This is a genomic window from Nocardia sp. GCM10030253, from assembly GCF_042675075.1.
Classification (GTDB): Bacteria; Actinomycetota; Actinomycetes; order Mycobacteriales; family Mycobacteriaceae; genus Nocardia.
In genome coordinates this window covers 45343-69837 of record NZ_JBHTDL010000015.1, presented here as the reverse complement: position 1 = coordinate 69837, position 24495 = coordinate 45343, and the positions used below count along the sequence as shown (strand labels likewise).

12 protein-coding genes and 4 pseudogenes are annotated in these 24495 nt (G+C 63.0%); 6 read left to right on the top strand and 10 right to left on the bottom strand.

Annotated features, from left to right (window positions below; all coding sequences use genetic code 11):
• Positions 1–367 (bottom strand): hypothetical protein (locus ACFQZZ_RS31950; protein WP_378688184.1); only part of this gene is annotated, 367 nt, incomplete at its 3' end.
• 622 nt (positions 368–989) lie between these two features.
• Here ACFQZZ_RS31950 and ACFQZZ_RS31945 point away from each other — a divergent pair.
• Positions 990–1958 (top strand): hypothetical protein, encoded by a 969-nt coding sequence (locus ACFQZZ_RS31945; RefSeq protein ID WP_378688181.1) that lies wholly within the window; start codon positions 990–992, stop codon positions 1956–1958.
• Positions 1959–2109: 151 nt separating this feature from the next.
• On the opposite strand, the gene ACFQZZ_RS31940 is transcribed toward ACFQZZ_RS31945, so the two are convergent.
• Both ACFQZZ_RS31940 and ACFQZZ_RS31935 read right to left on the bottom strand, forming a co-directional pair.
• Complete coding sequence (locus tag ACFQZZ_RS31940) at positions 2110–2631, bottom strand: hypothetical protein (protein ID WP_378688178.1); 522 nt, start codon at positions 2629–2631, stop codon at positions 2110–2112.
• Positions 2564–2977, bottom strand: coding sequence for an aldehyde dehydrogenase family protein (locus tag ACFQZZ_RS31935; RefSeq protein ID WP_378688192.1), 414 nt, complete (start codon positions 2975–2977; stop codon positions 2564–2566). Before ACFQZZ_RS31935 ends, ACFQZZ_RS31940 begins: the two co-directional genes overlap by 68 nt.
• 515 nt (positions 2978–3492) lie before the next feature.
• Between ACFQZZ_RS31935 and ACFQZZ_RS31930 the strand changes: the two genes are divergently transcribed.
• Positions 3493–4368 carry an LLM class F420-dependent oxidoreductase gene (locus ACFQZZ_RS31930; protein ID WP_378688176.1) on the top strand — a complete coding sequence of 292 codons (876 nt, stop codon included), beginning with the start codon at positions 3493–3495 and terminating at the stop codon, positions 4366–4368.
• A gap of 2 nt (positions 4369–4370) precedes the next feature.
• Here ACFQZZ_RS31930 and ACFQZZ_RS31925 read toward each other — a convergent pair.
• Positions 4371–4780, bottom strand: a pseudogene (locus ACFQZZ_RS31925) (DDE-type integrase/transposase/recombinase); the annotation flags it as partial.
• A 166-nt stretch (positions 4781–4946) separates the two neighbouring features.
• On the opposite strand from ACFQZZ_RS31925, the gene ACFQZZ_RS31920 reads away from it, so the two are divergent.
• The 4 genes from ACFQZZ_RS31920 (at position 4947) to ACFQZZ_RS31905 (ending at position 8107) form a co-directional block, all read left to right on the top strand.
• Positions 4947–6107 (top strand): LLM class flavin-dependent oxidoreductase, encoded by a 1161-nt coding sequence (locus ACFQZZ_RS31920; protein ID WP_378688173.1) that lies wholly within the window; start codon positions 4947–4949, stop codon positions 6105–6107.
• 122 nt (positions 6108–6229) lie between these two features.
• Complete coding sequence (locus ACFQZZ_RS31915; RefSeq protein WP_378688189.1) at positions 6230–7435, top strand: cytochrome P450; 1206 nt, start codon at positions 6230–6232, stop codon at positions 7433–7435.
• A gap of 60 nt (positions 7436–7495) precedes the next feature.
• Entirely contained in the window at positions 7496–7969 is a 474-nt protein-coding gene (locus tag ACFQZZ_RS31910; protein WP_378688170.1) for a nuclear transport factor 2 family protein, read from the top strand.
• Between the two features lie 15 nt (positions 7970–7984).
• Complete coding sequence (locus tag ACFQZZ_RS31905; RefSeq protein ID WP_378688167.1) at positions 7985–8107, top strand: hypothetical protein; 123 nt, start codon at positions 7985–7987, stop codon at positions 8105–8107.
• An 86-nt stretch (positions 8108–8193) separates the two neighbouring features.
• On the opposite strand, the pseudogene ACFQZZ_RS31900 reads toward ACFQZZ_RS31905, so the two are convergent.
• The 6 genes and pseudogenes from ACFQZZ_RS31900 to ACFQZZ_RS31875 form a co-directional block, all read right to left on the bottom strand.
• A pseudogene (locus ACFQZZ_RS31900) lies at positions 8194–8379 on the bottom strand (IS1380 family transposase); the annotation flags it as partial.
• 195 nt (positions 8380–8574) lie between these two features.
• Positions 8575–11493 (bottom strand): annotated as a pseudogene (locus ACFQZZ_RS31895) (SDR family NAD(P)-dependent oxidoreductase); the annotation flags it as partial.
• A 99-nt stretch (positions 11494–11592) separates the two neighbouring features.
• Positions 11593–17985, bottom strand: a pseudogene (locus ACFQZZ_RS31890) (beta-ketoacyl synthase N-terminal-like domain-containing protein); the annotation flags it as partial.
• 114 nt (positions 17986–18099) lie between these two features.
• Positions 18100–18555: an acyl carrier protein gene (locus ACFQZZ_RS31885; RefSeq protein ID WP_378688164.1), complete on the bottom strand. Its 456-nt coding sequence runs from the start codon at positions 18553–18555 to the stop codon at positions 18100–18102.
• Complete coding sequence (locus tag ACFQZZ_RS31880; RefSeq protein WP_378688162.1) at positions 18552–19808, bottom strand: acyltransferase domain-containing protein; 1257 nt, start codon at positions 19806–19808, stop codon at positions 18552–18554. Before ACFQZZ_RS31880 ends, ACFQZZ_RS31885 begins: the two co-directional genes overlap by 4 nt.
• Before the next feature lie 116 nt (positions 19809–19924).
• Entirely contained in the window at positions 19925–24490 is a 4566-nt protein-coding gene (locus ACFQZZ_RS31875; RefSeq protein WP_378688159.1) for a type I polyketide synthase, read from the bottom strand.
• Positions 24491–24495 lie beyond the last annotated feature (5 nt).

Sequence of the window (24495 nt, the reverse complement as noted above, 5' to 3'; positions counted from 1 at the left end):
TCACAGCCACCGCGGGACTGGGCCCACCCTTGCCAGGCCCGACGGCGGCTTCGACGGCGACCAGGACCGTGTCACGAAAGTTGTCGGCCTCGCCCGGATACCGCTCACCGAGCAGGCTCATCGCCGCGGTCAGGCTCGGCAGCACCTGGTCGGCGAGTTCGGCGACGGACTTGCCTTGCAGATGGATGTCTCTGGACTTCGCGGCGAGCACATGCCCGACCAGCCCGGTCGCCGAGGTCAGGGCGATGGAGCCGTGCGTGATGGCTTTGTGCGGTGCACCAGCGGCAGCCAACAACGACACCGCACCATAGGCAGCGGTACGCAGGATGCTCTTGTCCTGGTCGGTCAAAGCGATGGTGATGGACATGTCGTGTACTCCTCGAAATCGGTTAAGGGCATCGACCCGAACCGTGTCGGTGCCGGTCGCTGTGCTCGATGTACACACAGTCGCCGGACGGACTGACACCGACCTGACACACACCTGACACCCCCACTGACACCACGACCTGCCATCAATACACGGGCTCGGTGCCCTGCTCCTTGGCGCAATCCAAGTCCTCGCAGAGAAAGCCTGACGCCACTCGTTCAGCGAGTGCATCAGCTCGGTATATCTCGGCGGCGGCTCTCGCCGCGACCGCACCGCACATGGCCGACGAGCCTGAGCACACAGCCCGAATGTCATCTCGAACCCCACGTCGCAGACCGCCGACATCCATGATGCTGATTAATAGCTGCGAACTCGAGGCGATAGAACTATGATTCATTGGCTAGGCGTCCTAGTAGCAGACCCCCTCCTGCGCGTGGCGCGGGCAGACGCTTTATCAGTGCCTCTGAGCTGGCCTAATGATTGTTGTCAAGAGGTCGAAGTGTCAGAGCACGGGCTGCGGCTCACATATATCCGGAACGGAAGTCGAGTAGCTCGACACTCGTGCTGATCGGTTGCTGAACAGCGCACCATACGGGCGGCGCTCAGGCGAAAGGAAGCCACGATGACCACCTATCCTGACTCAGTTACATCGACAGTAGACATCGCGTTCGACGGGCGCGTCCCGGAGGACAGCAAGCGGGAAGTCCGGAACTCGATCAATGCGATCGCCATACGTCACAGCGAGGAGAACGCGCGCAGGCGCGAACTCGACGCCGAGGACCGCGCTCTGGCCGACGTGTTGCGGCAGCCGCTTCTCGACCAGCTACGCAACGATTCCCGCGGCGCCGACGCCCTGCGATCGGCTGCGGAACGCCAACATGCCAGAGCGGTCGGCGTCGGTGAATTGCCGATGGCGAGTGCCCGAATTCCGGCACGGGACGTATCGGCGACCGCGCTCGACTACTCGCTCGCCGCAACACGCGACTTCGAAGGTTTTCCGACGCGGTTCTTCCAGATTCCCTACGACTTCAGCTGGTTCTGGCACGACCTGAACGGCGGCCCTCCGCGCAGCCGGATTCTCACATCGGAGACCGGCCGCGCCGCCCTCGACGCCCATGCGGGCAACACGCTGGGTTCCGACGGCAGCGTATTCGTGAATGCCCACGCCGGCTTCGGCGTGGTCCTTCGTTCCGATCATCGCGTCGACTGCATGGCCCGCTCGCTTCGATCTTCACACGACTTCGCCGCCGCTTCCGCAGGATTGGACGCCGACGCCACCGTCGAAGCCGGCTGCGAAATGACGGTTATGCGTAGCGGCAATTTGCAGGCCCACGCGGTGGACAAGCGTTTCCGTGGCCGGGTCAGCGGATCGCTGTTCGATCCGTCGGAGGACTACAACTATGACAACGGCGGTTTCGGGACCGGTGCGGTAATCGAAGTGCGGTGGACCATGGAGGCCGACACCCAATACGAACTCAATGTCGGTGCGTGGGTTTACGCCGAGGCGCATCAGGGCATCGGGGGAGCCGGAGCGAATTCGCAGATCGACGCAAATATCACCTTTATGAGCCTGTGGCAACGACCTGCGTAACGGCCGGCCGGCTGAGACCGCAATTCGTTCGACCGCACGTTCGCGGTGGTTGGTGGCATCCCGCTGGAGGATGTGCCGGATCCAGTTGTGTCGGATTGCTGGATCTCCTACCGAGTTGGTGACATGCGCACCCGTCCAGGACAGCTCGACACTACTGACCTGGGGATATGTGAGAGCGGATGACGGGATTTGAACCCCCGACACCCTGCCTCCCAAAAGTCCTGGTCAGCGGCCTGACACTGCCTTTTGTTTTGCAGTTCGCCTGCCGATTCACGACACGCCATGCCGTTTCACGACAAAAAGGAGCCGTAGTGGTGGTGACGGCATTCGACGCCGGAATCGCGGCACCGCGTTCGACGCTGCGGGCGGCCGGCACCTGCTCACACGACCGCGGCTGCCGGCCGACCTGGTCCTGATCGATGACGAGCACAGCCCAATCACCTTCTACGACATCGCCTTCCTGAATGGACGCGATCGCGTCCACATGGTGGGTCTCACATTCGCCGGCCTGACCGCCATCGACGCTGGCACGCCAGGAACGCCCCGCATTCGGGGTCAGCGTCGATAAGGTCGACATTTCCGGATTGCCGTGTACCAGTTCGCATTCACCGGTCAGCGTGGCAACAGCATGGCGCACTTGCTCGCGCTGTTCGAGGCTGACCAGCGCACCCATGTCCACGTCGTCGCGGGCCGGATTGCCGACCCCGTATTTCGCTCAGCCGTGCTGTGACGGCATCGGTGACCGCATCGAGCTGACCGCGCGGTACGAGTGCACGCCGGATGGCAGTGCACTTCTGGCCGGCCTTGACAATCATCTCCGTCACGAGTTGCGCTATGTACAAGTCGAATTCGCGGGTACCGGCTATCGCGTCGGGGCCGAGAACGGAGCAGTTCAGCGAATCGGCCTCGGCATTGAAGCGAACGGCGTTGCGCACAACTACCGGGTGCGCGCGCAAGGCCGCCGCCGTGTCCGCCGACCCGGTAACCGACAGCAGGTCCTGACCGGTCAGATGGTGCACGAGGTCACCCGGCGGCGCGCGTACCAGTTGCAGCGCGCGCCTTCGGGCAGCAGGCTTGACTCGATGATCCTGCGCACCACCACCATTCACCAACCAGCCCGGGAACCTGAACCGACACCCCACACCCGAGCTGACCAGTTACGTCCACTGTCAAACACAACATCTCTCCAAGAGGCAACGATGGGGCTCGAGGAGCCGCCGAGCACCTCCTCACCGGTCGTGATTCGCGCCCGGCGCGCTTGCACACCGCACTCGAGGCCCGACCCACCACGATGCGTGACGTCGCGAAATTCCCCACCAGGTGCGGGAAGTCGGACCAGGGAGCGACGACACCGACCTTGCGCGCTCGCCCTGGCCGACGATTCAGGTTGACCACGGTAGTCATCGCCGGATCGCGTTGCGCCGCGAATCCGTGCTGCTAACCTCGATAACCGAGACAGCACCTCACTTCAGTCCATTGAATCGCAAGGCTTCAGACTTGACGACACAATGTGATTGACTAGCAGGAAGAACTCATGAAATTCGGCATTCTCTTCGCAAACACGGGTCAAATGGGCGAGCCGACAGTCGCAACTAAATTTGCGAGGGTAGCCGAGGGATTAGGATTCGAATCCCTGTGGGCGAGTCAGCACGTTGTAATTCCCTCCGGCTACACATCACCTTGTCCATATACTCAAACCGGTCGAATGCCCGGCGGCGACGAAATGTCGATCCCGGATCCGCTGGTTTGGCTCGGATATATTGCTGCGGCCACGGATACTATACGACTGGCAACTGGTGCCGTTATTGTTCCCCTACTGAATCCTGTGGTGCTGGCCAAGCAGCTCGCCACGCTCGACTACCTCAGTGGCGGGCGCCTGGAGTTCGGCATCGGAATAGGCTGGATGAAGGAAGAGTTCGAAGCCATCGGCGTACCCTTCGAGGATAGGGGCGCGCGTGCGGACGAATACATTTCCGCAATTCGAGCACTGTGGACACATCCGGTCGCCAGTCATCATGGAAAGTACATCAATTTCGACAATTGCATACTGCGCCCATTGCCGGCCCAAAAGTCCATACCGATCCACATCGGCGGTAATTCCGTTGCATCTGCCCGGCGAGCGGGGAGCTATGGAGATGGATTTTTGCCTATGACCAGAGATGTAAGCGCCCTGAAATCGTTGTTGACTGAAATGAGAAACGCTGCGATAGCGGCGGATAGAGACCTGGATGATATCGAAGTAACTGTTACCACAACTCTCATCGGAAGGAACGCCCTTGCGGAGCTGGACATCCTGCAGAGCCTTGGCGTAAGTCGAATATTGATTCCCGCAGGGCTATTTTGGGCCGACCCGGCATCGGGGGTGCAGAAGTACCACGCGGACGTCATGGCCCCCTTCAACGGCCACTGACCGTGGGTTCGCTCGATCCAGAACACGATGGCCAGACGGAGTTGTTCCTTTGTGTCCCACCGTTTCCGGTCGAGAACGTTGCGTTGCAGCAGAGCGAACCACGATTCCATGGCCGAGTCGTCCACACATGCAGCGACCCGACCCATTGAGCCTTGTAATCCGTTGCGGGACAACAGGGTCACGAACTTTCTGGATCGGAATTGACCGCCGCGGTCGGAGTGGACGATCGTGGCTTGCGGGGATCGTAACGCGATAGCGTTGCGCAGCGCCGAGCACGCCAGTTCGGTGCCGTGAATTCGTCAGCGATGAACCGGTAACCGAACTCCGGGTTCTCGGCATGGATGTCGTATGCGGCGTTGATCAGATGCGCGTTGTCCCAGTCCCGTTGGGAGACAGGAGCGCTGAGCCACTGAGTCTTTTTCATTCTGCCGGTGAGAGGTGTTGGGCCACTGCGGGTTTGATGTCGATGAGGGTGGCGGCATGGCGAAACCCCTGGTAGATCAGTTGTCGACCAACCTGATGGCGGCAGGCTGGTCCGCGCGCTAGGATTCGGGAATCACGTCAAGGGGAGGACTTACATGGCTCGGCTCCGGTTTGGATACTTCATCGCACCGTTTCACCGCGCGGGTACTAACCCGACGCTGGCGTTGCAACGCGACCTCGACTTCATCGAACATATCGATGCCCTCGGCTACGATGAGGTGTGGTTGGGCGAGCATCACTCGGCGGGCAGCGAGATCATCAGCTCACCGGAGATTTTCATCGCCGCTGCTGCGCAACGGGCTAAGCGGATCCGGTTCGCCACTGGCGTAATCTCACTCGCATACCACAACCCATTGTGGGTTGCCGACCGACTGATGCTGCTCGATCATCTCACGCACGGTCGAGTGATCGGCGGGTTCGGGCCGGGTTCACTTCCTACCGACGCCGGAATGATCGGTTTGACTCAAACAGACACGCGCGAACTTCTCGAGACAAACCTCGACATTGTCGTTCGCCTGCTCGCCGGGGAAACCGTCAGCGCCAAAACCACCACACACGAATTGATCGACGCTCGATTGCAACTCGCTCCCTACTCCGACGGAGGGATTCCCCTGGCAGTCGCTGCGGTCTCCTCACCGACTGGCGCACGGCTGGCCGGAAAGCACGGGATCGGACTGCTCTCCATCGGCTCAACGCTGACGATCGAAGGCTTCAACGCACTCTCGTACCACTGGGGCATCGCCGAAGAACGGGCTGCGGCCTTCGGCACGCAGGTCGACCGCAAGAATTGGGCCCTGGCCGGGCCTTTCCACATCGCCGAGACTGACGAGCAGGCCCGCAACGACGTCAAATTCGGCATCGAGTCCTGGTTCCGCTATTTCCAAAAGGTGGCCGCCTTCCCCCACCTGACGATGCCGGGGCAGGAGCTCGACGAGATGATCACCATCATCAACGACCTCGGAGCAGGCGTCATCGGTACGCCAGAGCGCGCGCGGGCACAGGTTCAACGGCTGTGGGATCAGTCCGGCGGATTCGGCTGCATGCTGCAGATGGGTCACGAATGGGCGAACCCGGCGGCCACCAAACGGTCAGCTGAGCTGTTCGCTGCCGAGGTGATGCCGCATTTCCAAGGCCAAGCGCAGCCAACACTGGATGCCGCCGCACGGGCGGCGCATGTGCGAGACGACCTCGCGCAGAAGCACCAAGAGGCTATCGATCACATGACGAAGAAGTACCACGATGAAGTCGGTTCATAACCAGTTCGGTACGCGACGGTTTCAGCAACCCTGAGAACCCGCCCCCTTGCGAACCGGACCGACAGGCCATGGTCGAAATCCCGCGAGATTTGCTCTTGCAATGCACGGAAGAAGGCTACAGAATGCCGCCTGGAGAACTGGAATTCGATCCGTTCTCGGAGGACTACTTCAACGGACCGTATGAGACGTATCGTCGGATGCGTGAGGATGCCCCGGTCTACTACAGCAAGAAGTATGACTTCTACGCGTTGAGCCGCCATGCCGATGTCGCAGCCGCGCACAAGAATTTCGACACGTACTCGTCGGCAGATGGCGTTGACCTCGGGTCGGTGCAATCGGGGGAACCCCCCATGCACAAGTCGATCATCGTCATGGATCCGCCCGAACATCGCCATATGCGCGGCCTCGTCAACAAGGTGTTCACGCCACGTGCGATCGAAGAACTGCGCCCCTTGGTGACGGACTTGATCGACTACCACCTCAACGCCGCGAACCCTGCGGAATTCGATATCGTTCAAGACTTCTCAGCATTGTTTCCCATCGAAGTCATCACGACGATGCTCGGCGTACCCGACGGGCGTCGTGAGCAGATTCGATTGTGGCTCGACGACTTCCTGCACCGCGAGCCCGGCGAGGTGAAGATCTCGCATGCGGGCCTCCAGGCAGCCATCCAGATGGCAGTCGTCTACTACCAGGTGGTGAAGGAGCGCAGAGCCCGTCCGCGGAACGACATGATCAGCGACTTGGTGTCGGCCAAAGTGCAACGTGAGAACGGTGAGGTCACTGGACTGGACAACACCGAAATCGCCCAGTTCGCCCTCGTTCTGGGCGGAGCAGGTGCGGTGACCGTAACCCGACTGGTGGCCAGCATGGTGGTGCTATTTGCGCGTCATCCCGAGCAGTGGGAGAAGTTGCTGGTCGATCGCAGCAGGATCCCCGCCGCGGTCGAAGAGGTGCTCCGCTATGAATCACCGACTCAGTACAACGTGCGCCGCTCCCGTGAAGATGTCACGCTGCACGGCGTCACCATCCCGGCCGGCAAGCCCGTGTTCTTGCTGATCGGTGCGGCCAATCGTGATCCTGACGCTTGGAAGGAGCCGGACGTCTTCGACATCGATCGTGATCGCGCCCAGGCCCAGAATCTCGGGTTCGGCTACGGAATTCACACTTGTCTGGGGGCGGCACTCGCGCGGATGGAAAGCGCTATCGCATTACAGAGACTGCTCGATTACATGCCACGCTACGAGGTTGATTGGGCCGGCTGTCGCCGGGTGAACATGCAAAATCTTGCGGGCTGGAACAACGTCCCGGTGCGGGTACTGCCGTAAATCGCACGGCGGACCACATCTCGGCGTGTTCATACGCCAACGAAGTAAGGAGAAGTGAGAATGACGTCGTCCGATGCCGGCTCCGAAGACCTTATCGAGCGATACCTGGAAGTCGTCGCCAATCACGATTACGAACGGTTCGGCGAGCTGCTGACCGATGACTGCGAGTTCACTCTCGTCCCGATCGGTCATACCTGGAGAGGCCGGGCGGATGTCGTTGGGGCTCTTACTGTCTCGGGAAACACCAATTCGCACAATGGCCGGTCCATGGTGCAAATCACCAACTGGTTCACGAACGACGAGTATGTCGTGGTCGAGTACGAACGCGGGGCCATCGTGGGTGGCGTTCGTTTGAACATTGACGGGTATTGTTGGATAGCCCACATTCGGGACGGCCGTTTCGATTCGATACGTGAGTACATCAATCCCAGCAATCCGGGCATAGCCATACTCTTGAGCTTCGTCTTGAGGGGTTATCCCCGCCTCACGCGTCGGAAAATGAAAAATCAAGCAGGGCGGGCGGCCTCGAGTTGACTGGTTGGTGATCTCATGCCGACCACGCAGATTCCGACGCGGGGCGCCGGAGCGCTGGAACGGGTCTTCGCCCAGATCGCCGAACTGGCGTCCAACCTCGGCGGTGCGGCCGACGGCATTCGGACCCGCCGCGCCTAGATCGAGAACAGATGCAGGCGTAGCGTTTTCGGCTCCCAGCGGCGCGCGGGATGGTCACACACGCCCGACCCGGTAGCCGGGCTGCCAGGGAAGTGGTTCAGGGCAGCAGCGAGCACCTTCCTGTGGTCGGCGGCGGTGTTCGCACCCGAATTCCCGAGCCGCAACAGCATCGAGGCTAGTTCACCGGTGCCGGGCGGGCCGTGGTCGATGAACGCCAGCATCGGGTGGAAACCATAGCCGCGCTTGAACGTCGGGGCCGCGTTCTGTTTCTCACAGAGGCAGTCACCGAACTGCGCCCGCCCGAAGGGCGTGCGCACTGATCCGACCGAAGTGAGGTCGAAAGGATGTAGCTGACGTCGAGCGGTTCTGGATCCCGTCCGTCGACATGCCTGCCGGTCGGTCCGCTTACGCAGAGAGCACCCGTTGGTCTACGGGCGACAATCCCCAGACAAGTCGGGCGTGGTCGTAAGCGGTGCTTGCTCCAGGATTACGTGCGCGTTGGTGCCGCTGAGTCCGAATGACGACACGCCGGCACGACGGGGCCGCCTGACGGTCGGCCACTCCCGCGCCTCGGTGAGCAGGCGCACCGCACCGGCGTCCCAATCGACGTGTTGGCTGGGCCTGTCCACATGCAGCGTCGCGGGCAGCACACCGCGCCGGAGGGCTTCCACCATTTTGATGACGCCCGCCAAACCGGAAGCAGCCTGGGTATGGCCGATATTCGACTTCACCGAGCCCAGCCACAACGGTCGATCCGCCGCACGATCCTGCCCGTAGGTGGCCAGCAGCGCCTGCGCCTCGATCGGATCACCCAGCGTGGTACCAGTGCCGTGCGCCTCCACCGCGTCGATCTCATTCGGTGCCAAGCCGGCATCGGCCAGGGCCGCACGGATGACCCCCTGCTGCGCCGGGCCGTTCGGCGCGGTGAGGCCATTGCTGGCCCCGTCCTGGTTGACCGCGGACCCGGCCACCACCGCCAACACGGGATGACCCAGCCGCACGGCGTCCGAAAGACGCTCCAGCACAACAACACCCACGCCCTCGGAGAACCCCGTGCCGTCGGCCGCATCCGCGAACGCCTTGCATCGTCCGTCCGGAGCAAGCCCACGCTTGCGCGCGAACCCGACAAACACCCCCGGCGACGCCATTATCGTGGCGCCACTGGCCAACGCCATCGAGCATTCGCCCGATCGCAATGCCTGTGTGGCCAGATGTAGCGCGACCAGCGAGGACGAGCACGCCGTATCCACTGTCAACGCTGGGCCTTGCAAACCCAAGAAGTAGGCGACCCGACCGGATCCCAAGCTGAACGTGGTACTTTCGCCCAGGTACGCTTCGGCTTCGGGTGGCGCGTGATTCAGCAGCCTGGCCGCATAGTCCGCGTACGTGATGCCGGCGTATACGCCGGTCGCGCTGCCCCGCAATGATGTCGGGTCGATCCCGGTGCGTTCCAGCGCTTCCCACGACACCTCGAGTAGCAACCGCTGCTGCGGATCCATCGCCAGTGCCTCACGCGGGCTGATGCGGAAGAACTCGGCGTCGAACTCGGCCACGCCATCGAGGAAGCCGCCGGCGCGAGTGTAGGTCGTACCGGTGTGATCGGGGTCCGGATGATAGAGGTCGGCCAGGTTCCAACCGCGGTCTTCGGGGAACCCGCTCAGCACGTCCCGTCCCTGGGCAACTACCTCCCACAGTGCGTCGGCGGAGTCTGCCCCGCCGGGATACCGACAGCTGCTGCCCACGATGACCACCGGATCATGGCGGCTTGGTCGGACTACCGTGCCTGCCGACGGCAGTGTCGAGGGCGGCTGCGCGATTTCGGCTGTCAAGTGATGGGCCAGGGCCGCTGGCGTCGGGTAATCGAACACCGCCGTCACAGGCAGTCGGACGCCGGTTGCCCGCTGCAGTCGGTTGCGGAACTCCACCGCGCTGAGCGAATCGAACCCGAGCTCGGTGAACGAGCGATCGACCTGCACCGACTGCCGCTCAGCAGAACCGAGCACGGCACTGGCATGTTCGACGATCGCCGCCAACATCTGCTGCTCCCGTTCGGCGGCGGTGCGGCCGGCGGACACCGCACCAGCCGACCGTCGCTCCGCGCGAGCAGCTCGTCGGGAGGGCACCAGGGCACGCACCAGCGCGGGGATGTGGTCCAATGCCGCAACAGCGGCAGTGTCGATCCGCGCAGGCACCACGACCGCACGGGTAGTCGTCAACGCCGTGTCGAACAGTCGCAGACCCTCCTGAGCGGACAGCACGACCATGCCGCCCCGACTCAGTCGAGCCTTGTCCTGATCATCGAGGTGACCGGTCATCTCACTGGCCTGGGCCCACTGCCCCCATGCCATCGAGACCGCGGGCAGACCCCGGTGCTTTCGGTGCTGCGCCAACGCGTCCAGGAATACGTTGGCAGCCGCATAGTTTGCCTGGCCATGCGCGCCCACCACGCCCGCCACCGAGGAGAACAGCACAAATGCGGCCAGATCGGCATCGAGGGTGAGCTCGTGCAAATGCCACGCCGCGTCCACCTTCGGCCGCATCACCGCGTCCAGCCCCTCCGGGGTCACCGCATCGAACACAGCGTCGTCGAGGACTCCGGCGGCATGGATCACGGCCGTCAACGGGTGCTTCGCAGGGATCCCCGCCAGTACGGTTGCCAGGGCGTTCCGATCCGCGACATCGCACGCGGCCAGGGTGACCCTGGCGCCCAGCGCCTCCAACTCCCTGGTGACAGCGTCCCCGCCGGCCGCCGTCTGTCCCCGCCGGCTGATCAGCAGCAGATTCCGTACGCCGTATTCGGCCACCATATGTCGAGCCAGCAGTGTGCCGAGCATTCCGGTTCCGCCGGTGATCAACACGGTTCCGGCCGGGTCGATCGGCCGGGGCACAGTCAACACGAGTTTGCCGATGTGCCGCGCCTGTGCCATGAACCGGTAAGCCGCGGGAGCGTCACGCAGGTCCCACGCGCGAATCGGCAGCGGGCCCAATGCGCCCGAGTCGAACAGCGCGACGACCTCGCACAGCATCTGCTGTAGCCGATCCGGGCCGGCCTCGGCCAGATCGAACGCGCGATAGCGGACTCCGGCGTACTTGGCTGCCACTTGCTCGGGATCACGAAGATCGGCCTTGCCCATTTCGATGAATGTGCCGCCGGGCGCGATCAGCCGCAGTGATGCGTCGAGCAAATCCCCAGTGAGCGAATTGAGCACGATATCCGCTCCGGCCGAACCGAACTGCTCACGGCACCGGCTCTCGAATGCGAGAGTGCGCGATGAGGCAATGTGATCGTCATCGAACCCCATGGTCCGCAACGTGGCCCACTTACCAGGGCTGGCGGTGGCAAAGACCTCCAACCCCCAATGCCGCGCCAGTGCGACCGCTGCCATGCCGACACCGCCGGTCGCGGCGTGCACCAGAATGCGCATCCCCGCCCGGACCTCCGCGAGTTCAATCAACGCGTAATAGGCGGTGAGGAACGCCGCCGGAATTGCGGCGGCCTGGGCGAAGGTCAGCCCTGCGGGAATCGGCGCCACCGTGCGGCGATCGGTCACCACCACTGGACCAGCGCCGGTGAACAGCCCCATCACCCGGTCTCCCGGCGCGAGGTCGACCACCTCCTCGCCCACCTCGAGCACGACACCCGAGCCTTCGGCACCTACCCCGACCCCCTGGTCGGGGTAGGTGCCGAGCGCGATCAGCACATCGCGGAAGTTCATTCCGGTAGCACGCACACCGAGGCGCACCTCGCGCGGACCGAGCCGCAGATCCGCCGCCGGCCACGGCCGCAGGGCAAGGTTGTCCGTGTCCAGTGTGCCTGTGCCGAGTGTGACCAGACCCCAGCCTCCGCTCTCGGCAGGCACGGCGAGGGCGGATTGTCCGTCGTCCCTGATCAGCCGAGGTACCAGTACCGCACCGCCACGCCACGCCAATTGTGGCTCGTCGACCGACACCGCCACGGCCACCACCGCGTCGACCTGTGTCCAGTCCTCGACATCGACCAGCACTATCCGCTCGGGGTTCTCCGTCTGAGCCGAACGCAGCAAACCCCAGACCGGCGCATGGCACAGATCGCCGACGTCCTCGCCGCGGACCGACACCGCCCGGCATGTCACCACCACCAGTGGGGTATCCGAACCAGTCGACAGCCACTGCTGTACCCGTCCGAGCACCGTGGCGACCGCAGCCCGTGTCGATGCCACCAGGTTGGTTTGGGTGCCGTGCGGCACGCCGGCCGGTCGCACCGTCAAGACCGGCTGCCCCGCGGTCTCGGCGCGACCCAAGTCATCGATTTCCACCCACGGCGTTGGCGTGCCGTCCGGCGACGGTAACGGCAGCCATTCCACCGCGAACTGCGATCTGTGTCCCGGTGCGGTCGAGGTGAACTGCGACAACGACACGTCCCGCACTGCAAGTGACTCGATCGAGACCACCGGCGCGCCCGAGGGATCGGCCATCCGAACCCTCACCTGCCGGTCGCCGACGCGGGTCAGATGCACCCGCAGCGCTGTCGCGCCGACCGCGTGTATCGACACCCCGGACCAGGAAAATGGCAGCAGCACAAGCCCGTCGGCCAGCTCGAACCCTGCCAACGCGATGACCTGCACCGCCGCGTCCCACAGGGCAGGATGCAGACCGTACCGGCCGGCGTCCTCCGACTCCGGCAACACCACCTCGGCGAACACCTCATCCGCGCCACGCTGCCACGCCGCGCGCACGCCCTGGAACGCCGGACCGTACTCGTATCCCCGCTCGGCGAAGTCTGCGTAGAGGTGCTCGATATCGGACTCGACCGCGTGAACTGGCGGCCACGACACCAACTCGGGCATCGCCACCGCCGCCGTACGCGGCGACAACTCACCCGACGCATGACACACCCAAAGTCGCTCGTCGGCTGCCGCCCCGGCCTCATCGCGCGAATACACCGACACCGCACGCACCCCACCCTGCTGGGGGCCACCGACCACGACACGTAATTGCGCCCCTCCCACAGGGGGCACCACCAACGGCGCGTGAAGCACGAGTTCGGCCACTACCGGGCAGCCCACTTCGTCGCCCGCTCGCATGGTCAGCTCGACGAGGGCCGCACCGGGCATCAGCACCGAGCCCCCAACGGTGTGGTCGCGAAGCCAACCGACCGACGCCATGGTCAACCTGCCGGTCACCACCGCACCACCGGAATCCGGTTGTGCCACCACCACATCCAGTATGGGATGACCGATTGTGGACAGCCCCGACCTGCTCCCGCCGACTCCCCTCGGCTCAGTCCAGTACGGCCGCGGATCCCAGGCATACGTGGGCAGATCCGCGCGGCCGACTGCGGGCATCAGTCGTGTCCACTCCAGCCCGAGACCACCGACATGCAGCTGCGCCAAAGCATTATCGTGACAACGGGGACCGCTTTCGCCACGGCGCAGTGTGCCGACCGCGACGACCGCACGCCCGCAATCCGCGGCGACGGTTTCGATGGCCGTGGTCAAGGTTGGATGTGGACTCGACTCAACGAAGAACCTGTAGCCATCGGCTATCATCCGCTCGATCGTGTCGGCGAAACGGACCGGCTCTCGCAGATTGCGATACCAATAGTCTGTTGCGAGTGGTTCGGCAGGCAGTGGCTCACCTGAGACCGTCGAGTACCACGTGATCGCGGCCGGACCAGTGACAATCCCGGCCAACTCGGCCGCCAACGGCTCCCGCAGCGGATCCATGTCCGGGCTGTGTGATGCGTAATTCACAGCCAGCAGCCGGCCGAAGACATTCTCCTGCTCCAGTTCGGCCAGTAGGGCTGTCAAGGCCTCGCGGTCACCGGTCAACACGGTGGACGCGCGACTGTTCACCGCGGCCACTGACACCCGGCTGCCCAGCCTCGACCCCAGCGCCGCGGCCGACAAACCGACCGCCGCCATCGCACCGCCGCTGACGGTCGCGAGCGCCCGGCTCCGTCGGGTGACCACAGCTGCCGCCGCCTCCAGCCCGATAGCACCACCGACATAAGCCGCAGCGATCTCACCCTGGCTGTGGCCGATGACGGCGTCCGGTGTCACGCCGGCTGCCTGCCACATCGCGGCCAACGACACCATCACCGCGAACAGCATCGGCTGCACGACATCGTCGTCTCGCAGCGGGGGCGCGTCCGCATCGCCGCACAGCACACCCACGGCGGACCAGCCGGTTCGTGGGCGCAATGCCGCGTCGCAACGAGTGAATTCGGCTCGGAACACCGGGGATTCCGACCACAGATCCCGACCCATCCGTATCCATTGCGACCCTTGCCCCGGAAACACGAACGCCACCTTGCCCGAGATCACCGCGTCTTCGGGACCCACCGAGCCCGGCGTCTGCTCACCGAGCGAGGCCGCCCGAAGCCCCTCGAGCAACTCCTCACGATCGGCAGCTATTACTACTGCCCGGCGCTCGAAGTGCGTGCGGTGCAGGGCGAGTGACCGCGCCACCGGCTGCAATGCGAGGTCCGGATCCGATTCCAACAGGCCGATCAGGCGCTCGAGCTGACCACGCAGCGAGGCATCGCTTCGGGCCGAGACAGGGAACAACGTCGCGGTGCCCGCGCTGTCCGATTCGACGGCCGCAGGTGGCGCCTCCTCGAGGACGACATGTGCGTTGGTGCCACTGATTCCGAACGAGCTCACCCCGGCCCGCCGAGGTCGAGCACCGCGAAGCCACCGCGCAGGCTGATTCTGCACCGCGACGCCACTGGTCGCCCAGTCGATCCGCGCCATCGGGCGGTCGGCATGCAGCGACGCCGGTAACGTCTCGTGCCGCAAAGCGAGCACAGTCTTGATCACACCGACGATCCCGGCCGCTGCCTGCGCGTGCCCGAGGTTGGACTTCGCCGAACCCACGCCGACTGCGCGTCCCGGCTCGCGACCAGGTCCGAAAACCCTGGCCAACGCCCGCATTTCGATCGGATCGCCGAGACTCGTGCCGGTGCCGTGTGCCTCCACGTAGTCGATGTCGGCCGGATCCAGTCCCGCTGCCGCCAGCGCCGCGCGGATCACCCGTTCCTGCGCTATGCCATTCGGAGCGGTGAGGCCCTGGCTGCGGCCGTCGGAGTTGACAGCCGAGCCCCGCAGCACCGCCATCACCGGATCGCCATCCCGTATGGCATCGTCCAGACGCTTGAGCATGACCACGCCACAGCCTTCGGCCCACACCATGCCGTCGGCGTCCGCGGAGAACGGCCTGCACACCCCGGACGGCGACATCGCCCGCAGCCTGCTGAACTCCACGTGTGTCTCCGGGCCCACCAGCACCGTAGCCCCACCCGCGAGGGCCTGATCGCATTCGCCCGCACGCAGTGCCTGCGCCGCGAGATGCAGCGCCACCAGCGACGACGAACACGCCGTGTCGATGGTCACTGCCGGACCGTGCAGACCCAACTGATAGGCGATACGGCCCGCCGCCACACTGGTCGCCGAGCCGGTGCCCACATAACCATCGAGCTGAGCCAGCTCCGCACCGGCGAGGTAAGTGCTGCCGTACAACCCGAGGTATACACCGGTCGACGTGCCACTCAACGTGCGAGGATCACGTCCGGCACGTTCGATCGCCTCCCAGCTGGTCTGCAGCAGCAGCCGCTGCTGCGGGTCCATCGCCGCCGCTTCCCGCGGCGTGATGCCGAAGAAGGCGGCGTCGAACTCGGCGATCCGCTCGAGAAATCCGCCGCGCAGCGTGTATGCCGTGCCCGCTACGTCGGGGTCCGGGTGGTACAGCCCATCGAGGCGCCACCGACCCGCCGGCACCTCGCTGACCACATCCCTCCCGTCGGCCAGCAGTTGCCACAGCGCTTCCGGATCGTCCGCGCCGCCGGGCAATCGGCATGCCATCCCCACGATCGCCACGGCATCGTCGCCAGTGCTCGGCCGCTCGCCGGCCTGTGGCGAACTCACCTCGCCGAACACGACGCTGATGGCCGCGATCGTCGGATGCTCGAAGACCAGACTCGGATCGACATCCCGGCCGATCATTTCGGCCAACCTCGCAGTCAACCCAACTAAACCGCTCGAGCCCAAACCGAATTCGGCTAGCGGACGGTCGACATCTATCCGGTCCGAGTGCAGGCCGGTCTCACTCGCCACCGTAGCCACCAGCCATGCCTCGATCTCCGACGCCGAAGCTGCCTCGGCGATGGGCTGATTCTCCGCGGCCACAGCACCGGGCGGGAGCCCGAGCGTCTCCAGTTCCCCGTCGAGATACGCCGCTCGGCAAGCCTGGCGCTGAATCTTGCCACTGCTCGTCTTCAAGATGGTCCGCGGTCGAATCAGCACGACATCGTGAATGGCGATGGCGTGTTCCGCACTGACGGCATACCGGATAGCTGCCCGGATGTCGTCCAGCTCATCCGCCTCGGTCGCCATTACCTCGACGACGAGTACCGGCCGTTCCCCGGAATCGGCCACTTCCACGGAGAACGCCGCGATGCAGCCCCGCCGCACCGAGCCGTGAGCGGCTTCGGCCGTCAACTCGATATCTTGTGGGTAATGGTTCTTGCCGTCGATGATCAGTAGATCCTTGCTCCGCCCCGCGACGAACAATTCGCCCTGAGAAAGGAACCCGAGATCGCCGGTCCGGAGGAAGCCACCCCGGCCGTCGAGGAGCACACCGCCGAACACCTCGGCCGTCTTGTGCTCGTCGTTCAGATACCCTGCCGCCACACTGTCGCCGGCCACCCAGATCTCGCCGAGCTCGCCGTCGCCGCATTCCACGCGGCGCTCCGGGTCGACGATCGCGAGGGTGACACCGCGGGGCGGGATCCCGACTCCCACCACCTCACGAGACACTGCGGGGTCGGCATCAGTGGGATGATTCGTCACTGTCGGTGCGCGATGGACCGGAGTGCCCGCCACGAGCAATGTAGCCTCGGCCAAGCCGTAGACCGGCTGGAATGCCTCCGGCCGAAAACCCGACGGCTTGAATGCATCCGCGAAGCGGCGAAGTGTGCCGGCGCGCACCGGCTCCGCCCCGTTGAACGCTACGCGCCACCGGCTCAGGTCCAGCTGCCCTGACAGATCAGCGGTGACCCTCCGTGCGCACAATTCGTAGCCGAAGTTGGGACCACCGCTGCTGTGCGCCCGAAAGTGCGATACCGCGAGCAGCCATCGCTCCGGCTTCTGCAGAAAGTGCAACGGCGAGAACAGAACCGAGCTGGTCCCTACATACACCGTCTGCAGCACCGGCCCGATCAGACCCATGTCGTGATACATCGGCAGCCAACTGACGAACATCGAACCGTCCCACGACGCCACCCGTTCGGGGTTGTGGTCCATGGCTTCGGCGATCGCCTGCTGATTGTGCAGGAGGTTGCGGTGTGTGACCACGACGCCCCGCGGTGCGCTCGTGGAGCCCGAAGTGTATTGCAGAAAGGCGACCGTTTCCGGGCCTACCCCGGGGTCGACCCAACTCGACGCGGTATCGCCGGGAATTTCATCGGTCGCGATCCATCGCAACGTCGCCAGCTCTGGCACCTGCTCGACCACCGCGCCGAACGCGTCGATGACCGATCGGGTAGTCAACACCACCTGGATGTCGGCGTCCGAAATGACCTGACGCAGCCGGCGTAATACACGATCGACTTCGTGCAGTCGTGGCAGCGGCGCCGGTACCGCCACAACGGCACCAGCAAGGCAGCCGAAGAACCCCGAGATGAACTCGAGCCCCGGCGGGTACAGAAGCAACGCTCGCCGATGCACGAACCCCTCGGCCTGCAACCATGCCCCGATCGCCATGGCCCGACGCTCGAGTTCGCCATAGGTCAGTTCATCGATATCACCGCCGATATCACCCGTTTCCAGGAATCGGTAGGCGATGCCAGACCCTTTCTCCGCCTTCCGGAGCACCAACAGATCCAAAAATGAATCGAACATATGCGAACCCATCCAAATCGCGCCGCGAATAGCGCCTCGCAGAAGAACTGACCGGACCTGACCGGAGAGAGTCGAAGAATCCCGAATACCTGTACCGATCGAAGGAACCGGCACTCACTCGGGCGCCCCGTTGTCGTCTCGGGCATCAGAACCATTGAGCTCGACCGTGCCTCGGCCGACATCTTCATCGATCAGACGGAGCAGTTCCTCCATGCTTTCATCGAAACTCTGATCGTGGAGATCCGACTCTTCGGTCAGCTCCGTCGGGTCTTCGCCCCCCTGTGTGACCGCACTCGAAAGATATCGCGCCATCAAATCGATTGTAGGATAGTCGAACACAACTCCGGTCGGTATGCGCACGCCGAGCCATTGGCTGAGATCGGCCGACATCTGCACTCCCTGCTTGGACGTCAACCCCAGCTCCGCGAACGGCACGGTGATGTCGATCTCTGCTCGTTGTACCGCTAGCATCCCCGCGATCGTGTCGATGAACCAGGAACGGATCACTTGCTCGCCGGGGGAATTCGCCGGCCGCGAGCCGGAGGAGGCACCCGAAGTATCACGGTTCAATTGGATTCCTTGTCTCCGATAGCAACCTTCGATTGACCAACCGACTCTCCGACATCACTTGTGCCAAGCCAATAAAGCTGCCTCTGGAATGCATAAGTGGGCAAGGCCACTGTGCGCCGCCTTCTGAAGGCAACCCCCCATTCGACTCGGATCCCTCGAATCCAGCCGTTCGCGACGACCTGAAGCAGCGCACGTGGGGCGTCGATTTCCAATGATCCGAACACAATTGCGTTTCCATCTCTTCGGCTCATCGATTCGCTGGATACAACCGCCGCGTCGCGTCCGATCTCGATAAGGGTGGCACCAGCGAGTTCCAGCACTTCCTGCGCTGTTTCAGGAGCGTAAACGGAACCGAACGGCCCGCCCGGTTCGCGGATGCTCGAATTCCCTTGGTTCGGTACCACGAACGGTTCGTCCGCAGCGGCGACAAGAGGAATCGACGGCTCGAAGAGGGCGAGGCCGGCCATCACCGTACGCAATTCGCCGACGAAGTCCTCGGTGCTCGAGTCCGATTGCATGAGTTGGCCGCGTGCGGCTACGAGTGTGCAAGCATCTTTCAGCGACAACACACCAGCGATATGGGCAGCGGTGATCTCGCCCAGCGAGTGGCCCATCACGAAATCCGGTCGCACGTTCCAAGATTCGAGTAACCGGAACAGAGCCACCTCGACAGTGAACAACGCGGCCTGCGTGTACACGGTCTGATGCAGCAGCTGGGCAGTGCCGGAATCGGGATCGGCGAAGATCACATCCCGTAGCGGAATGTCGAGTTCTCCATCGAACTCGGCGCAGATAGCGTCGAATGCCGTGGCATAGACCGGATACTCCTCATACAACCGCCACCCCATACCCGTCGATTGACTACCTTGCCCCGGGAAGAGAAAGGCCGTCTTGCCATTGACGACGGTACGACCGGTCACCAATCCGGGCGCGGTAGTGTCCTGCGCCAATGCGGTGAGTCCGGCAACGAGCTCGTCTCTGTCCCGACCCAAGACAACGGCCCGGTGGTCGAACATGGATCGCGTGGTCACCAACGAATAACCGATATCGACCGGATCCAACCCAGGGTGTTGCTCCAAGTGATCGAGCAGCTTCGCGGCCTGCGCCACCAACCCCGCAGCGCTCTTCGCCGAAATCACCCACGGAATGACCGACACCGCAACCGACCCCACTACAGAATCGACAGTACCGACTACTGTTGCCTCAACGGAGATTTCGGGAAGGGCCTGTTCAAGCTCGTCTACATTCGCCATCGACAACTTCTCCTACCAATACTTTCCAGATGCCCGGAGGTTTCGTGCAGGTGGAGATGTAGCTGCAAGGCAACCGGCTACACCTGGCTTGAAGGACCCTCTCCGACGAAATCTTGCTAGCGCATGTTGCATGCTTCGGCGGCTGCTGTGCCTTGACTTCCGCGCGCAGCAGCATCGAGCTCGTGCTGACCCAAAATCTCGAGCGCGGCGAGCGAACGATCTGAGGCCTGCGTCAACGCCAGAAAAATCGACACCCAATCCTCGAGCAGCGATTCGGCGTCCGCCGCATCGACTCGTGTGGGGTGATAGATCAGCCGGAAAGAAAGTCTGGCGCCGGGAATCACCATCACCCAGATGGGAAAATTCGACCGTAGGTGAACGTCGACATCCTCGAACGAAACGTCAGCGAAGCCCACGTCCATACCTCCGAAAGTATGGACTGCGACTGCCACTGCGGTCTCGAACAGCGGACGTTCACCGCGTACGTCCGACCAATTCGCCAGGTCGAGCGGTGCGACGTGTTCGAACCTTCTGAGCGATGTGACACGTGCTTGGAGTTGCTTCAGCCATTCTCCGGCGGAGACCGACGGATCGACGTGAACGCGCAGCGGAAGCACATTCGAGAACGCACCGACGATCTGCTCCATGCCGGCTGTGGGACCGAATCTCCCGGACAGTGCTGCGCCGATCGTGACGTCTGATTCACCGCATTGGCGACCGACGACACCAGCCCACGCCCCGTAGGCCACCGTCGCCAAGGTAACGCGCTGAGAGCGCAAGCTTTCGATCACCTCTGTGGTCTGCTCGCCGGTGAGCTCGACAGCAGCGACCGGCTGGGTGTGACCTTCTTCGGAGACCACAGACGTTCGTCCGGGGCGAATCGCCTTCAAAACATTGGGCGTTGTGCTGTGCAGCTCCGCGCGCCAAAACGCTTCAGCAGGACCGCGGTCGAGTTCGTGAACCCAGGAAATATATTCCCGGAACGGTCGAGCGGCGTTCAGCACACTCTGCCTACCCGATTTCAGGCCCTGGTACAGGGCGGCCGTTTCCGCAACAACCATCGCAAAAGATGTGCCGTCAAGGATCATTCGATGATGTGTCCACACTATTCGGTGTCTATCTTCGGACACCTTGACGACCGTCATCCGAGTGAGAGGAGCCGACGCAAGGTCGAAGCCATGCAGGCGATCCCGCGCTATGAACTCGAGCTCGCGCTTCGCCGCATCGCTGCTGTCCAACGCCGTCGCGTCTTCGACGATGAAAGGTATCGTCGCGCGGCGGCGAACAACCTGCAAGGGCTCGGATCGTCCTCTCCACACGATCGCTGTCCTCAGGGCCGGATGCCGATCAACCACCATCTGTGTCGCGCCGCGAAACAGTTCGATATCAAGTGGGCCCACCAACGTCGCCACCAGCTGTTCAAGGAAAATGCCGGCGCCTCCGTCCTCGAGGACGTGTAGCAGAACGTCATTCTGTACCGGGGACAGCGGATAGATATCTTCGATCTCGATACCGGTCAAGGACATTCCCGGCTGAGGTCCACTCAGCTGATCAGCGATTTCGGTGAGCTGGTCGGCGGTAAACTCCGCAAGGGTGCCCGTGTCAGCGACCGACTCCGCTGCTCGCACCTCGTGCGTGGCACTGGCAAGCGCACCCTCGCCACCCTCGCCACCCTCGCCCAACAACGACCTCTCATACACGGCTCTCGCCAACAATCGAATCGTCTGATTCTCCAACAGATCCTGGGGTTCGATATCCGCCCCGGACTCCAGCGCTCGCCGGACAAATCCGACTGCCATGAGGGAATCGACTCCAAGATCAAAGAAATTCGTGTCGAGATCAAGTTGCTCTACGCCCAGCACCTCATTCGCAATCTCGCTCAGCATGATCTCGATCTCCCGGACGCCGCCGCTGTCTTCGGCATTCTCACTCCGGCCCGAAGGCCGCCCGGTCCGCTCCCGCTGTGGCTCCGTGGCGTCAGCCTCTTCCGGCTCGACCGGGACAGCAGGGACCGCGTCGATCCAATATCGGTCGCGTGCGAACGGATATGTCGGCAAGGAAGTCCAGCGAGGCGAGATGCCCGAATATCGCGGTGACCAATCGACATTCACTCCGGCAGTCCAAAGCTGACCGAGCCCGCCGAGGAAGACGTCACGATCGTCCTCACCCTCTGACGATCGACGCATGAGGCGCACAGCGCGACTGTGATCAGTCCAGCTCTGATGCCGCTTCACGGACGCGCTCAGCGATCCGCCGGGTCCGACTTCGACGAACACATAGCCGGCCGCATCCAGCAGATTCTCAACGTTGTCCTTGAACCGGACTGTGGCGCGAATACTCTGTGCCCACAGGGCCGGATCGGTAGCCTCCGTTGCGGACATCCACGAACCGGATTTGTTCGACAAGAGCGGGATCTTCGGCGCAGCGAGCGGCATTTCCCGGAGTACATCCAGGAACATCGGCACGACCGGTTCCATCGAGACCGAATGAAATGCATGCGATACATCCAATCGGCGGGTCAGAATTCCTTGACCGGCTGACCAGTGTTCGAACTCCTCGATGTGCTGCATCGCACCCGATATCACGCATTGGTGCGGGTCGTTGATCGCGGCTATATCCAACTCCGGCCCGAGCTTGTGCTCGATATCATCAACGGCGGACGCGACAGCAAGCATCGCACCCCTCGGCGAGGCGTGCATCAGATCAGCCCGCGCAACCACCGCCCTGATCGCTGTGTCGAGATCGAAGACGCCAGCTATCGTAGCCGCCACATATTCACCGATGCTGTGTCCGACCAACGCTGCAGGCGTCACGCCGTACGACTCCAGGAGCTTCGCCAGGGCATACTCGACACTGAAGATTGCTGGCTGAGCGTAGTCGGTCTGATTCAATCGCGTTGCGTCCGAGCCGTACACCGCGGAGCGAATGTCGCGATTCGACAACGTGTGGAATTCGTCGACGCAATGGTTGAAGTTCTCGGCGAATACCGGCTCCGATGCGAGCAGGTCACGGGCCATCCCGAGATATTGAGTACCTTGGCCCGGGAACAGAAAGGCGACCTTTGCGTCCGGGTCAAGCACGGCCTTCGGCTCATTTCCGCGACCAACCAAGGCCTGCGCAGCCCGGTCCAGGTCATTCACCACGGTAGCTACTCGTAATTGGTGAGGTTTTCGCCCCTTGTCGAGCGTATACGCCACATCGAGGAGATTGAGTTCCGGGTTCGAATTCAGATGTGCGGCCAGACGGTCTTTTGATTCCGAGATCGCGTCACGGGTTTGCGCTGACAGCAACAATACCTGCGGCCCCGGCCGGGTCGACGGGGACGTAGCGGCGGGTGCCTCTTTCACCACGACATGTGCGTTGGTTCCCCCTACTCCGAACGAACTCACGCCGGCGTATCGCGGGCCATCCCAATCCCAGGGCCGATACTCCGTCTGCGGCACGAAAGGACTGCGATCGAGCTTCAGTTCGGGATTGGGTTTTTCGAAGTGCAGCGTCTGAGGAATCGCGCGGTTCTCGAGGCTCAGCACAGTCTTGATCAAGCCGACTACGCCCGACGCCACCTCGAGATGTCCGATGTTGGACTTGACAGAGCCTATATAGCAAGGCGCCGATCGTGGTGTTTTCGATATCTCGAAAGCCCTTCTCAGTGCCTCCAACTCGATGGGGTCACCCAGGGGTGTACCGGTGCCATGGGCTTCGATGTAGCTGATGTCGGCCGAGTCGACACCGGCGACAGCGTGTGCTTCTGCGATGACGTCTGCCTGGGCCGCAACATTGGGTGCCGAGAACGCTATCTTCCGGGACCCGTCGTTATTGATGGCGGACCCGACAATCACAGCGCGGACCATGTCCTTCGCCGCTAGCGCGTCGTCCAGCCTCTTCAAAACAACAATGCCAGCGCCGCTGCCGAATACGGTACCGTCGGCTTTGGCATCGAATGGTCGGCAACGTCCGCTCGCCGACATCATGGATCCTGGTTCGTAGAAGTATCCTACGTGGTGCGGGATCCGAATTGAGACGGCACCCGCGAGCGCCACGTCACATTCATTCGACAACAGGCTCTGACACGCCATGTGTACAGCTACAAGGGAAGAAGAGCACGCCGTCTGTACGGTAAGACTGGGGCCCCGGAGATTGAACTGGTGAGATAAACGGGTCGCCAGATAGTCCTTGTCATTGTGAATCAACAAGTTGAGCAGTTCCGCATTCGCGCCCTGAGCGATCGATTCGCGCAGATCGCCATGCGAGAGCAGGTTGTGCAGCAGATAGCCACTGGCCGCACTGCTTCCGAAAACTCCGATTGCGCCGCTGTACTGGTATGGGTCACAGCAGGCGTCCTCGAGAGCGCTCCAGGCGGTCTGCAGAAACATCCGATGTTGCGGATCCATGATCCGTGCTGCCCGCGGCGTGAACCCAAAGAATTCGGCGTCGAACTTGTCGATATCTGCCAGAATCGGAGCGCGCCGTACATAAGCGGGGCGCTTGAAGACCTTCTCGGGAACTCCCGACTCGGCCAGCATCTCGTCTGAAATATCAACAATAGATTCGTAGCCGTGGCGAAGATTGTCCCAATATTCTTCCAGTGATGCGGCGCCAGGGAACTTCCCCGCCATACCGATGATTGCTATTGAATTCTCGAGACCAGAGTCCACCGTCATCGTCATCGTCACCTTACTCACGTAAT

Excerpts from the sequence above, each read along its gene's own strand:
- ACFQZZ_RS31945 (WP_378688181.1), top strand. The coding sequence starts at position 990 with ATGACCACCTATCCTGACTCAGTTACATCGACAGTAGACATCGCGTTC.
- ACFQZZ_RS31940 (WP_378688178.1), bottom strand. The coding sequence starts at position 2,631 with ATGGGTGCGCTGGTCAGCCTCGAACAGCGCGAGCAAGTGCGCCATGCT.
- ACFQZZ_RS31930 (WP_378688176.1), top strand. The coding sequence starts at position 3,493 with ATGAAATTCGGCATTCTCTTCGCAAACACGGGTCAAATGGGCGAGCCG.
- ACFQZZ_RS31920 (WP_378688173.1), top strand. The coding sequence starts at position 4,947 with ATGGCTCGGCTCCGGTTTGGATACTTCATCGCACCGTTTCACCGCGCG.
- ACFQZZ_RS31915 (WP_378688189.1), top strand. The coding sequence starts at position 6,230 with ATGCCGCCTGGAGAACTGGAATTCGATCCGTTCTCGGAGGACTACTTC.
- ACFQZZ_RS31910 (WP_378688170.1), top strand. The coding sequence starts at position 7,496 with ATGACGTCGTCCGATGCCGGCTCCGAAGACCTTATCGAGCGATACCTG.
- ACFQZZ_RS31905 (WP_378688167.1), top strand. The coding sequence starts at position 7,985 with ATGCCGACCACGCAGATTCCGACGCGGGGCGCCGGAGCGCTGGAACGG.
- ACFQZZ_RS31880 (WP_378688162.1), bottom strand. The coding sequence starts at position 19,808 with ATGGCGAATGTAGACGAGCTTGAACAGGCCCTTCCCGAAATCTCCGTT.